We start from the raw sequence: 12,951 nt of genomic DNA, 5'->3' as shown, positions 1-12,951 counted from the left end.
GCCAGCGCCGGTGAGCGTCACGGTTTGCGCGTCAGAAAATCGATAGCGTGCCGCAAATCCCGCGTTCTTGGTGCCGGCGGCAGGCTGGTAAGAAACACTTCGCCATAAGGCCGCGTCACCAGGCGATTATCGCAAATCACCAACACGCCGCGATCCGACACATCGCGGATCAAGCGGCCAACACCTTGCTTGAGCGTGATCACCGCATCGGGCAGTTGCACCTCGTCGAACGGGTCACCGCCGCGCACCCGACAATCCTCCATGCGAGCCTTAAGCAGTGGGTCCTCCGGGGAAGTAAACGGCAGCTTGTCGATAATCACGCATGACAGCGCATCGCCCCGCACATCCACCCCTTCCCAGAAGCTGCCGGTCGCCACCAACAGTGCGTTCCCTGCCGCCAGAAACTGCGCCAGCAACTGCGGCTTACTGGTTTCACCCTGAACCAGCACCGGCAACGTCAGCGAGGCGCGGAATTCGACGGCCAGCTCACGCATCATCTGGTGCGAGGTACACAGCATAAAGCAGCGCCCCTGATTAGCCTCGACCAAAGGACGCAACAGGCGCGCCAGTTGTCTGGCGGCACCGGGCCGGTTGGTTTCCGGCAGGTAACGCGGCACGCACAGCAGCGCCTGACGTGCGTAATCGAATGGGCTTGGCAACAATAACGTTCGAGCCTGCTCCAACCCCAACCGATCAATAAAATGCGTGAGCTGATCGTTTACCGACAGCGTGGCCGAGGTGAATACCCAGCAGGCCGGTTTCTCTTTCATCACCTCACGGAAACGGTCTGCAACCGACAGCGGCGTCAGCGCCAGCACGAAATGACGCGAGGTACATTCGTACCAATAGCTGTAACCGGGTTGCTGCACGTCCCGCAGCCGCTTCAAGCGTGCCCGATATAAGGTCGCCCGTTCAAACGCCGCATCCAGCAACGCGGAACGCCCCAGCGACAGCTTAGCGACATCACAACACAGCTCCAGCGCGTCATCCAACAACATCAGCGACCGTTTCAAGGTATTATCCGTGACAATGTCACGTAAATTACCGCGAAACCCTGGGTCGCCCAGCGCCAGCCGAAAATCCTGGGTGCTCTGGCTCAAACGATCCGCGCTTTTCTGTAGCTGGCTGACATCACGCACTTCGGTGCGATAAGCAATCACAATATCTTTAGCAAGATCCAGCAACTGGCGGCTGGAGAGCTGCTGACCGAAATACTGGCTGGCGATGTCCGGAATCTGGTGAGCTTCGTCAAATATCACCACATCGCTGTCGGGGATCAGTTCGGCAAACCCACTCTCCTTCACCACCATATCCGCCAGATAAAGATGGTGATTCACCACCACCACATCGGCATCCATCGCCCGTCGGCGCGCCTTCACCACAAAACACGCCTTGTAGTGCGGGCAGTCGCTGCCAAGACAGTTATCATTGGTACTGGTCACCAGCGGCCATACCGCGCTGTCTTCAGCTACATCGCCGCACTGGCTGATGTCGCCATCTTCGGTTTCAGAACACCAGCTGCGCAGCCGTACCAGTTCACGTAGCACCTCGCGGCCAAGATCGCCGCCCGCCAGCGATTGCTGTTCCAACCGTTCAATGCACAGATAATTGGCACGCCCTTTCAACAGCGCCAGCTTACCCTGAAAATTCAGCGCATTGGCGACAGTCGGCAAATCGCGGCTGTACAGTTGATCCTGCAACGCGCGCGAACCGGTAGAGACAATCACTTTTTTGCCGGAACGCAGTGCAGGCGCCAGATACGCATAGGTTTTGCCAGTACCGGTGCCCGCTTCTACGACCAACGGTTTTTTGGCGCTGATCGCCTCCAGCACAGCGGTTGCCATCTGCCGTTGCGGTTCACGTGGCTGGAAACCCTGAATCGCTCGCGCCAGTACGCCATCGGTTGCAAAATCATCGATTGAGCTATCTGCCGCCACGCTGTCCCTCTTGTCTGACAATGCCGTCACCCTGATTCAGCCGGAATTAAGGTGGCTGATTATGCCAAGCCTGCGCGTACGACACCACTTCGGCTCGTTTCTGTTATTCCAATCAGGGGATCAACTGTTTAAAGGAACTGTGCTAGTCTCTGCGGTTTTAGCGCCTTCGCTGACAGGCGCAGACTGCCACGAGGAGCCTGATTTCATGTCCATTACCCGTATCAATCCCGACGCACGCTGGTCCGACGCGGTTATCTACAACAACACGCTGTACTACACCAGTGTGCCGGAAAATCTGGATGACGATGCCCAGGCCCAGACCGAAAACGCACTGGCATCGCTGGATGCCATCCTGCAACAGGCGGGCACCGATAAAAGCCGTCTGTTGGACGTGACCATTTTTCTGGCTGACAAAGCCGACTTCGCTGCCATGAACGCCGCCTGGGATGCCTGGGTAGTGGCCGGCAGCGCGCCGGTACGCTGCACCGTGGAAGCCAGACTGATGAACCCGAAATTCAAAGTGGAAATCAAGGCAATCGCTGCCGTGGAGTAACACGCACGGGCGGCGATGTTCGCGCCGCCCGAAAGCGATTATTCTTGCGTAGCATCGTCATCGTCAAAACGCGCCACCACCCGTGCACCCTGATGATTGTGGCGCAGTTCTTCCGCCACCTGTGCGATAGCCTCGCCACTGCTCATACCTTCCGCCATCAGGTGTTGTATTCTTTCCACCGCTTGTTGCTGCTGCTCATGAGTCAGCGCCGGGATACCTGCAAACATCATTCTTCTCCTAAAAACCTTTTTTATGCCGACTACGCCCGCGAACCGCCACGGTTTGTGATACGCTTGCACAGACGCTATTGCTATGCATAACGCCGGTTCAGCGTACGGCTGCCGGTATCAACACCACCGAGAAACCATGCCAATATCGCTATGCCGACACCAATAGTCTATCACGCACTACCGTATCAACCGGATGCGCTGTTACGCCTTTTTAGCGCCCTGTCGCACCAGCCCTGGGCGATGTTGCTCCATTCCGGGTTTGCCGATCATCCTCATAACCGGTTTGACATTCTGGTGGCGGAACCACGTCTGACCTTGCAAACCATTGGCGAGCTGACCACTATCCAACAAGGCGATACCCAACAGACATCCACAGAAGATCCGTTCCTGTTGCTGCAGCAGCAGATCGATGCGCTGGCACTGGATGTGCCGCCACACCCGGATTACCCGTTTCAGGGAGGCGCGCTGGGGCTGTTCGGTTACGATCTGGGGCGGCGGGTGGAACAACTGCCTTCTACCGCAGACCGCGATATCGACCAGCCCGACATGGCGGTGGGTATTTACGACTGGGCGTTGATTGCCGACCATCAGCAACAGCGCCTGACCCTGATTGCCCACAGAGACATCGATGCCAGGCTGTCATGGCTGGACGGCTTGTCCCCCGCCGATCCGGGCGTATTTTGCCTGACCAGCGACTGGCAGGCCAACATGAGCCGTGCGCAATACGGCGAAAAATTCCGCCGTATTCGGGAATATCTCCACGCCGGCGACTGCTATCAGGTCAATCTGGCCCAACGCTTTCAGGCTGGTTATCAGGGCGATGAATGGCAAGCGTTCCTGACGCTTTCCGCCGGCAACCGGGCGCCGTTTTCCGCGTTTCTGCGCTTGCCGAGCAGCGCGGTGCTCAGTATTTCGCCGGAACGTTTCCTGTGGCTGCACGATGACCACATTCAGACAAGGCCGATCAAAGGCACGCTACCACGACTGCCGGATGCTGACGCGGATGCGCATCAGGCACAGCAGTTGGCTAATTCCGAAAAAGATCGCGCCGAAAACCTGATGATTGTTGACCTGCTGCGTAACGATATAGGTCGAGTCGCGGTGCCGGGCAGCGTGTGTGTTCCTGAACTGTTTGTGGTGGAGCCATTCCCGGCGGTGCACCATCTGGTCAGCACTATTGAAGCGCAATTACCCGCGCAGCAACACGCTACAGACCTGCTGCGCGCCTGCTTCCCTGGCGGCTCTATCACCGGTGCGCCCAAAGTGCGGGCGATGGAGATCATCGAAGAACTGGAACCGCATCGCCGCAACGCGTATTGCGGCAGCATCGGCTATCTCAGCGTCTGCGGCACCATGGACACCAATATCACCATTCGTACGCTGATTGCCGCCAATGGCACGCTTTCCTGCTGGGCTGGCGGCGGAATTGTGGCCGATAGCGAAGAACAGGCGGAATATCAGGAAACGTTCGACAAGTTGGGCCGTATTTTGCCGTTATTAACCTTATCGACCACGGATTAAACAGAGCTGACAACATGACTGACACTACGCTGTTGCCTCTCCTGACTCCCATTAACCCATCACCCCCTTATGATCTGGATGCGTTTATTACCCGCTTTCAGTTGCAGACCGCACCCACCCTGCCCGCCACGCACCACCATCGGCGGGCCGCGGTACTGGTGCCGATTATTCGCCGCCCCGACCCTTGCCTGCTGTTGACTCGTCGTTCATTGCGTTTGCGTAAACATGCCGGCCAGGTGGCCTTCCCCGGCGGTGCGGCTGACCCTGAGGATCAGTCGCTTATCGCCACCGCATTACGCGAGGCACAAGAAGAAGTGGCGATCCCTCCGGCATCGGTCCAGATCCTGGGAACGTTACCGGCTTTCGACAGCACCAGCGGTTATCAGGTCACCCCGGTGGTCGGCCTGCTGCCGGAGAACACACCTTTTCACCCCAACGCCGACGAAGTCGCGGAACTGTTTGAAATGCCGCTGCGGGACGCCTTCGCCCTACAGCGCTACCATTCGCTGGATATTGAGCGTCGCCGCCAGCGTCATCGCGTCTATCTTTCCTGGTATCAGCAGCAATTTGTCTGGGGGCTGACCGCTGCCATCATTCGTCAGTTGGCATTGCACGTAGCAATACCGTAACCGGTGTAATCGCCGTGCCAGACACGGTATCCGCCATAAGTTATTTTTTGGCATAACATAACTTTATTTCATGTGAAAATCCCGATACGACAGCATAGTGTCCACTACAATAGCGCGATCTATCGAGTTTTATTCTGTAGTGGGTGATATCATCGGCGATAACGCCGGGTAGACGCGGTTTGAAGCGCAATGCTCATCCGACCCCTAATATACGACAGGCAGCGCCCTGAAAGGAGTTTCAGCGTGATAAGCGTATTCGACATGTTCAAAATCGGCATTGGTCCCTCCAGCTCTCATACGGTCGGACCGATGAAAGCCGGTAAGCAATTTGTCGATGAACTACAGCAGCGTGATCTGTTATCCCGCACGGATCGGGTGAGCGTGGAGGTCTACGGCTCTTTGGCGCTGACCGGCAAAGGCCACCATACCGATATCGCAATTATCCTTGGGCTGGCGGGCAACCAGCCCGATACGGTAGATATCGATGCCATCCCAACGTTTATCCGCGACGTGGAACAAACCGAACGCTTATCGCTGGCAGGCTCACATGACGTTACTTTTCCCCGCGAAGGTGGCATGATTTTCCGCGGCGAGAACCTACCGCTGCACGAAAATGGCATGACGCTGACCGCTTTTACCGGTGATCTTGCGTTATTTCGCCAAACCTATTACTCCATCGGCGGCGGGTTTATCGTTGATGAAGCACATTTTGGTCAGTCTCAGGAATCCAGTTTCACCGTACCGCATCCTTACCGTTCCGCGCGGGAAATTCTGGAACACTGTAAACAAAGCGGCCTGTCGATCTCCGGTATGATGATGCGCAACGAACTGGCGCTGCATAGCCGCCAGGAGATCGAAGACTATTTCGCCGCCGTCTGGCAGACCATGCGCACCTGTATGGATCGCGGTATGAATACCGAGGGCGTGCTGCCCGGTCCGCTGCGTGTGCCGCGCCGCGCCGCCGCCCTGCGCCGTATGCTGGTATCTTCGGACAAACTGTCCAACGACCCGATGAACGTCGTAGACTGGGTCAATATGTTCGCGCTGGCGGTTAATGAAGAAAACGCTGCCGGTGGCCGGGTTGTGACCGCGCCGACTAACGGCGCGTGCGGCATCGTGCCAGCAGTGCTGGCCTATTACGATCATTTCATCGAACCGGTTGGCCCTGGCATCTACCTGCGTTATTTCATGGCGGCAGGGGCGATTGGGTCGCTATATAAGATGAACGCCTCCATTTCCGGGGCGGAAGTCGGTTGTCAGGGCGAAGTGGGCGTAGCCTGTTCAATGGCAGCGGCTGGTCTGGCCGAATTGCTGGGTGCCAGCCCGGAGCAAGTGTGCGTGGCCGCCGAGATCGGCATGGAGCATAATCTGGGCCTGACCTGTGACCCGGTAGCCGGTCAGGTGCAGGTGCCTTGTATCGAGCGTAACGCCATCGCGGCGGTTAAAGCCATCAACGCCACCCGCATGGCGGTGCGCCGTACCACCGAAGCCCGCGTATCGCTCGACAAGGTGATTGAAACCATGTACGAAACCGGGAAAGACATGAACGCCAAATACCGCGAAACGTCCCGCGGCGGTTTGGCCATCAAAGTGCAGTGCGACTAATGCAGTTCATGACCACATGCAGTTCACGGTTAAAAGGTAAAGTCGGCCTTCCTGTGAGGTGATGGTAAAGACATTCCATCAACCTCTTATCACCAAGCCCGCCAGCTATGGCGGGCAAGGTATAACATTACAGGTTGTGTTCTGTGGTCGCTGGCGGAATACGGACCACGCGAACCAGCTCAATACGATAGTCCGTCACTTCCACAATCAGGAAACGTAACCGGTGCAACTCCAGCGAGTCCCCTACTTTGGGGAATTCATCGCTGTGTGCCAGCAGCAGGCCCGCCAGCGAAGTATAATCCTCTTTGGGATCGACCAGATCCTGCACATTGAGCACCTGCTGCAACGAATGCAGATCGGTGCCGCCTCGCACCAGCCAACCATCACCATCTTCGATAATATCCAGCGTTTCATCTTCATCTGGAAACTCACCAGCAATCGCTTCCAGAACATCCAACGGTGTTACCAGCCCCTGCACTACACCAAACTCGTTGGTTACCATCACCAGACTGCCTTTCGCACGACGCAACACCGGCAACAGGTTGATGACATCCAGCGTTTCCGGCACCACAATCGGCGGGTTAGCGGCAGCAAACTGCTCCACATCGGTGTGTTCATCCAACGCCACCAGCAGGTCTTTAGCACGCACCACGCCGACCAGTTCATCCAGCGAGCCGCGGCATACCGGGAACAGGCTGTGCGGGGTATCCAGCAGTTGCAGACGGATATCGTCCACCGAGCGTTCACTATCTACCCAAGAAATATCGGTACGCGGCGTCATAACACTACGCAGGGAGCGGGAAGCCAACGTCAGCACGCCGCTTATCATATAGCGTTCCTCTTCAGCAAACGTTTCTTCCGGTTGCTGTTGCGGTTGCTCCTCATGGTCGTCATGTGTGGTTTTTCGTGACCCCATCAGGCGCAGGATCGCTTCGGCGGTGCGCTCACGCATCGGCAAGTGCGACTGATGTTTAACGAAGTTATGCCGGGCAATTTGATTGAACAGCTCGATCACAATCGAGAAGCCAATTGCCGCATACAGGTAACCTTTCGGGATATGGAAGCCAAATCCTTCCGCCACCAGACTCAACCCGATCATCAGCAGGAAGCTAAGACACAGCACGACTACCGTCTGATGAGCGTTGACAAAGCGGGTTAATGGCTTAGATGCCAGTAACATCATACCCATGGCGATCACCACGGCGGTCATCATCACGCCCAGGTGGTTTACCATGCCCACGGCAGTAATCACGGCATCGAGTGAGAATACCGCATCCAGAATAACAATCTGTACCACCACGGCCCAGAAGCTGGCCTGTGTGCGGTTGGCATTAGCGTCATGTGGCCGGTTTTCCAACCGCTCATGCAGTTCCATCGTGGCTTTGAACAGCAAGAACACCCCTCCAGCCAGCAAGATCAAATCTCGACCGGAAAAGCTGAACTGCCCGATATGAAACAGCGGTTGCGTTAACGTCACCATCCAGGAAATCAGCGATAACAGGCCAAGCCGCATCAGCAAGGCCAGCGACAGGCCGATGATGCGCGCTTTGTCACGCTGCCTGGCCGGTAGTTTGTCCGCCAGAATCGCAATGAACACCAGGTTGTCGATACCCAAAACAATCTCAAGCACTACCAACGTCAGTAAGCCTGCCCAGATTGAGGGATCCAGCAGAAATTCCATGTCAGACTCCAGAAAATGAACGAGCAAATGACATCAATGCCATAGCATTGTGCAGTGAAAATAAAAAGGAGATGTCAGTACCAGGCTGAATGTGGCCCGAATGGCCCATGATATGAAAAACACCACCGGCTTGCGGCGGAGTATAAAGAATGAATCGTCGGTGACAGTCCATAGGAAGGGCGCTTGCCCGTAACTCCTCTGTAATTAAAGGGAGAATAACTTTAACAGAGTTAATGCCATTTTCCACAACGATTTTCTTTATTACTCCGCATCCCCCCGCGAAATGGGTGGTATCGCTGATGATACAGACATGTCTTAGGGTATCGCACCGCCGATTATCGACCGGTATCACATAATTTATTCCTTCGACCCCTAAAATAAATCCTGCTGATATCAGGCTGGCCTGAATCGATTCATAACCCAGCATGATGGGTGCCTCCGGTGCTTTTCGACCCATATATCGGGCAAGAAACAGTATTACGACCATACTGAATATCGTTCGCAGATAAACATGACCGATTTATCCAGATTCTCAGATAGATTTCACTCTCAACGAAAACAGTGATTCATGAAAGGAGGGAGCAAGTGAGTATTGCCATCATGCTATGCACTCACGGCGCCACTGCCGGTCCGCTGTTAAATACAGCTGAAATGATTCTTGGTGAACAGAGTAACGTTGGCTGGATTGATTTTGTTCCCGGTGAAAACACCGAGATCCTGATGGAAAAATATCAGGCGAAACTGGCCGAGCTGGACACCTCGCAAGGTGTGCTTTTTCTGGTGGACACCTGGGGAGGCAGCCCGTTTAACGCCGCCAGCCGTCTGGTGAATGACAAGAAAAATCACGAAGTGGTTGCCGGGGTCAATATTCCGATGCTGGCTGAAACCTTTATGGCACGCGATGACAACCCTGGATTCGACGAGTTGGTTGCGATTGCCGTCGAAGCCGGTCGCGCTGGCGTCAAAGCGTTGAAAGCACCCGACCCGGAAAAAGCGCCTCATCCCTCCCCTGTCAGCGCCAAACCGACTGCGCGGCAAGGCGCTGGCGAGCACATGAAAATCGGACTGGCGCGCATCGATGATCGGCTGATTCATGGGCAGGTCGCCACCCGCTGGACCAAGGAAACCAACGTCAGCCGCATCATTGTGGTCAGTGACGAGGTGGCGGCGGACAACGTGCGAAAAACCCTGCTGACGCAGGTCGCCCCGCCCGGCGTCTCGGCACATGTGGTCGATGTTGCTAAAGCCGTCAGGGTTTACGATAACCCCAAATACGCCTCTGACCGCGTCATGCTGCTGTTTACCAACCCAACCGATGTGCTGCGACTGGTAGAAAACGGCGTCAGGATCACGTCGGTCAACATCGGCGGCATGGCTTACCATCAGGGCAAAACCCAGGTCAATAACGCCGTCTCGATTGACGACAAGGATATTGAGGCGTTCAACAAGCTCCACGAGCGCGGTATTGAGCTGGAAGTCCGCAAAGTATCGACCGATACCAAGCTCAATATGATGGATTTGATCACCAAGGTAGCGCGTTAGTTCATCCGCCACCGCGGATCGCGCAATGACGTTATTTTTCGGATCACTATTCTTACAGGAGAAGTACCATGGAGATCACCACGTTTCAAATCGTGCTGATATTTATCGTGGCCTGTATTTCAGGTATGGGCTCCATTCTTGACGAATTCCAGTTTCACCGGCCCCTGGTGGCCTGTACCCTCATCGGACTGGTGCTGGGCGACCTTAAAACCGGGATCATTATCGGCGGTACGCTGGAAATGATCGCACTAGGCTGGATGAATATCGGGGCGGCGGTTGCGCCCGATGCAGCGCTGGCTTCCATTATCTCCACCATTCTGGTTATCGCCGGTGGGCAAAGCGTCGGAGCCGGGATCGCGCTGGCTATCCCGCTGGCCGCCGCAGGTCAGGTATTGACCATTATTGTGCGCACCATCACCGTCGCTTTCCAACATGCCGCCGACAGTGCAGCTGACCGCGGCAGCCTGTCCGCCATCAGTTGGATTCACGTTTCCGCGCTGTTGTTGCAAGCCATGCGCATCGCCATTCCGGCAGTGATTGTTGCCATTTCAGTCGGAACTGAAGCGGTACACGGCCTGCTCGCTTCCATCCCCGAAGTGGTCACCACTGGGCTGAATATCGCCGGCGGCATGATTGTGGTCGTCGGTTACGCGATGGTCATCAACATGATGCGTGCCGGTTACCTGATGCCATTCTTCTATTTGGGCTTTGTCACCGCCGCCTTCACGAATTTCAATCTGGTGGCGCTGGGCGTCATTGGTGTTGTAATGGCGGTGCTGTATATCCAGCTCAACCCCAAATACAACAAGGCCCAAGGCATGGCTGCCGCATCGTCGCACAACGATCTTGATAACGAACTGGATTAACAGGAGAGCAAGAAATGGTGGATACCACAAAGAAACTCACTCCCAGCGATATTCGCGCGGTGTTCCTGCGCTCAAACCTGTTCCAGGGATCGTGGAATTTCGAACGAATGCAGGCTCTGGGATTCTGTTTTTCCATGGTGCCGGTGATCCGTCGCCTTTACCCGGAAAATTCGGAACAGCGCAAGCAGGCGATTAAACGCCATCTGGAGTTTTTTAATACACAGCCGTTTGTCGCCGCCCCCGTTCTGGGCGTAACCATGGCGATGGAAGAACAGCGCGCCAACGGCGCACCGATAGATGACGGGGCGATCAACGGCCTGAAAGTCGGGCTGATGGGACCGCTGGCAGGCGTTGGCGACCCGATATTCTGGGGCACCGCGCGCCCGGTCTTCGCCGCGCTCGGCGCTGGCATCGCCATGAGTGGCAGCCTGCTTGGGCCAATTTTGTTTTTCGTCCTGTTTAATCTGGTGCGCTTGCTGGTGCGTTATTACGGTGTTGCCTATGGCTACCGCAAAGGCGCGGATATCGTAAGCGACATGGGCGGCGGCCTGCTGCAAAAAATGACAGAAGGAGCCTCAATTCTGGGGTTATTCGTGATGGGTGCGCTGGTCAACAAATGGACTCACGTTAACATCCCATTGGTGGTATCACGCGTAACCGGACAGGACGGACATACCACCGTCACCACCGTGCAGTCTATCCTTGACCAGTTAATGCCTGGCCTGGTGCCGCTGTTGTTGACGTTTGGCTGTATGTGGCTGTTGCGACGCAAAGTTAATGCGCTGTGGCTTATCGTCGGCTTTTTCGTTATTGGCATCATCGGCTACTGGGTTGGGCTGCTGGGGCTATAACGTTACTGGCCGGGGCAACCCGGCCATTCTCCATTCCGTTTGATGCACGGCATTTCATCACCCTAACCCGCTTTTTGATCTTGTATTCAGCTACCACCGGAGTTGCCTATGACTTTCACCGATGTCGTTCTGATGGTATCCATTGCATTGACCCTGTTGTACGCCATTTACGATGAATTCATCATGGAGCATCAGCACGGACAAACCCGACTTAAGGTGCCATTACGGCGCAAACACCGTCTGGATGCACTGATCTTCATCGTACTGGTAATCATACTCGTCTACAAAAACGTCATTACTCATGGCTCATCTTTCACCACACTGCTGCTTTTTTCACTAATACTGATGGCGATATATCTGACCATGATTCGCTATCCCAAATTACTCTTCAAAGATCAGGGATTCTTTTATGCCAACACCTATATTCCTTATCACCGTATTAAAAGCATGAATTTGTCGGAAGACGCTATTTTGGTGATAGAACTTGAAAAAAGACAGCTATTTATTGCCGTCAATGAATTGGATGATTTGGAGAGAATATATAATTTCATGATTGAAAATCAGTAATATAGAGAAAATCTATTTTATGGATAAATAATAATTTAACAATTCGGATTTCGTAAATAAAATGTGCTGTTATTTTGACCACACGCTTATTGGCTTAATTTTCGTCAACTGTTTCCCATTTACGGCAGATGAAAATAATTATCAATTTCACTGGAAGACCTATATTATTTATTGTTGTTTACTGCAGGAATAATATGATATTGTTGCGCCGTCCTTGGGGAGTAGCTGATTCCTGATGTCTTACATTCAGGAATGCCCGTATCAACATACTCGTTCTTCACTGAACGTGGTGCGGGCGGCCAGGTTGGCAAGCGAGACCATAGACACGTGATCCGTCGTCTGGTTGGGGGTGGGTTGCGTGGATATGGAGAACTGCCCAGCCGAGGCTATTAGATATGAATTTATCCGCTACTCTCATCCTTGCTTTTGGCATGTCTATGGACGCGTTTGCTGCGTCTATCGGTAAAGGTGCCGCCCTGCATAATCCTCGCTTTCGTGAAGCGATTCGAACCGGTTTGATCTTCGGTGTAATTGAAGCATTAACGCCATTAATCGGCTGGGCGCTGGGGTTTTATGCCAGCCGTTTTATTCTTGCCTGGGACCACTGGGTCGCCTTCAGTCTACTGTTGATTTTAGGCGGCCGCATGATTATCCAAGGGATAAAAGGCGAAGACAGCTGTAACTGTGAAAAAATATCCAAACACAGCTTGTTTATTCTGGTCTGCACGGCGGTTGCCACCAGTCTTGATGCCATGGCTATTGGTGTCGGTTTAGCGTTCCTACAGGTAAATATCTTTCACACTGCCATGGCCATCGGCTGCGCCACCATGATTATGGTAACGCTTGGCATGATGATTGGCCGTTATGTTGGCCCCATCCTCGGCAAACGAGCCGAAATTTTGGGTGGTGTGGTGCTAATAGGCATCGGTTGCAACATTCTTTACGACCACTTGCTCGGCCTGGCCTGAC

At 54.5% G+C, this 12,951-nt stretch carries 13 protein-coding genes and 1 riboswitch; of the genes, 9 read left to right on the top strand and 4 right to left on the bottom strand.

The features are described 5' to 3' along the window. Positions 1 to 17: 17 nt before the first annotated feature. Positions 18 to 1,937, bottom strand: a complete 1,920-nt coding sequence (locus Dpoa569_RS09180; protein ID WP_042870670.1) for an ATP-dependent DNA helicase — start codon at positions 1,935 to 1,937, stop codon at positions 18 to 20. Positions 1,938 to 2,142: 205 nt separating this feature from the next. Between Dpoa569_RS09180 and Dpoa569_RS09175 the strand changes: the two genes are divergently transcribed. After that, a complete protein-coding gene (locus Dpoa569_RS09175) occupies positions 2,143 to 2,490 on the top strand; it encodes a RidA family protein (RefSeq protein WP_042873919.1) in 348 nt (115 codons plus the stop codon). A gap of 38 nt (positions 2,491 to 2,528) precedes the next feature. Here Dpoa569_RS09175 and Dpoa569_RS09170 read toward each other — a convergent pair whose 3' ends face one another. After that, complete coding sequence (locus Dpoa569_RS09170) at positions 2,529 to 2,717, bottom strand: YoaH family protein (protein WP_042870671.1); 189 nt, start codon at positions 2,715 to 2,717, stop codon at positions 2,529 to 2,531. Between the two features lie 153 nt (positions 2,718 to 2,870). Here Dpoa569_RS09170 and pabB point away from each other — a divergent pair, with 153 nt between their 5' ends. The 3 genes from pabB (at position 2,871) to Dpoa569_RS09155 (ending at position 6,475) form a co-directional block, all read left to right on the top strand. Further along, positions 2,871 to 4,241 carry an aminodeoxychorismate synthase component 1 gene (gene pabB / locus Dpoa569_RS09165; protein ID WP_042870674.1) on the top strand — a complete coding sequence of 457 codons (1,371 nt, stop codon included), beginning with the start codon at positions 2,871 to 2,873 and terminating at the stop codon, positions 4,239 to 4,241. A 14-nt stretch (positions 4,242 to 4,255) separates the two neighbouring features. Further along, the gene (locus Dpoa569_RS09160; protein ID WP_050569447.1) at positions 4,256 to 4,870 is read left to right on the top strand and encodes a CoA pyrophosphatase; all 615 of its coding nucleotides are present in this window, start codon (positions 4,256 to 4,258) and stop codon (positions 4,868 to 4,870) included. Between the two features lie 243 nt (positions 4,871 to 5,113). Next, positions 5,114 to 6,475 carry an L-serine ammonia-lyase gene (locus Dpoa569_RS09155; protein ID WP_042870676.1) on the top strand — a complete coding sequence of 454 codons (1,362 nt, stop codon included), beginning with the start codon at positions 5,114 to 5,116 and terminating at the stop codon, positions 6,473 to 6,475. A 127-nt stretch (positions 6,476 to 6,602) separates the two neighbouring features. Here Dpoa569_RS09155 and Dpoa569_RS09150 read toward each other — a convergent pair whose 3' ends face one another. Further along, positions 6,603 to 8,156: a TerC family protein gene (locus tag Dpoa569_RS09150; RefSeq protein ID WP_042870678.1), complete on the bottom strand. Its 1,554-nt coding sequence runs from the start codon at positions 8,154 to 8,156 to the stop codon at positions 6,603 to 6,605. A gap of 1 nt (position 8,157) precedes the next feature. Further along, on the bottom strand, positions 8,158 to 8,583 hold the full coding sequence (locus Dpoa569_RS09145; protein ID WP_042870679.1) for a hypothetical protein: 426 nt from the start codon (positions 8,581 to 8,583) through the stop codon (positions 8,158 to 8,160). A 158-nt stretch (positions 8,584 to 8,741) separates the two neighbouring features. On the opposite strand from Dpoa569_RS09145, the gene manX reads away from it, so the two are divergent. The 5 genes from manX (at position 8,742) to mntP (ending at position 12,950) form a co-directional block, all read left to right on the top strand. Continuing rightward, a complete protein-coding gene (gene manX / locus Dpoa569_RS09140; protein ID WP_146411258.1) occupies positions 8,742 to 9,698 on the top strand; it encodes a PTS mannose transporter subunit IIAB in 957 nt (318 codons plus the stop codon). 68 nt (positions 9,699 to 9,766) lie between these two features. After that, positions 9,767 to 10,564: a PTS mannose/fructose/sorbose transporter subunit IIC gene (locus tag Dpoa569_RS09135; protein ID WP_042870682.1), complete on the top strand. Its 798-nt coding sequence runs from the start codon at positions 9,767 to 9,769 to the stop codon at positions 10,562 to 10,564. Positions 10,565 to 10,578: 14 nt separating this feature from the next. Continuing rightward, entirely contained in the window at positions 10,579 to 11,415 is an 837-nt protein-coding gene (locus Dpoa569_RS09130; RefSeq protein ID WP_042870684.1) for a PTS mannose transporter subunit IID, read from the top strand. 108 nt (positions 11,416 to 11,523) lie between these two features. Further along, a complete protein-coding gene (locus Dpoa569_RS09125; RefSeq protein ID WP_042870685.1) occupies positions 11,524 to 11,982 on the top strand; it encodes a DUF986 family protein in 459 nt (152 codons plus the stop codon). Positions 11,983 to 12,186: 204 nt separating this feature from the next. Further along, positions 12,187 to 12,370: riboswitch (yybP-ykoY riboswitch) on the top strand. Between the two features lie 7 nt (positions 12,371 to 12,377). Next, complete coding sequence (gene mntP / locus Dpoa569_RS09120) at positions 12,378 to 12,950, top strand: manganese efflux pump MntP (RefSeq protein WP_042870686.1); 573 nt, start codon at positions 12,378 to 12,380, stop codon at positions 12,948 to 12,950. The last annotated feature ends 1 nt before the right edge of the window (position 12,951 follow it).

This window comes from Dickeya poaceiphila (assembly GCF_007858975.2).
Taxonomy (GTDB): Bacteria; Pseudomonadota; Gammaproteobacteria; order Enterobacterales; family Enterobacteriaceae; genus Dickeya; species Dickeya poaceiphila.
This window is presented reverse-complemented; position numbering and strand designations above follow the sequence as displayed.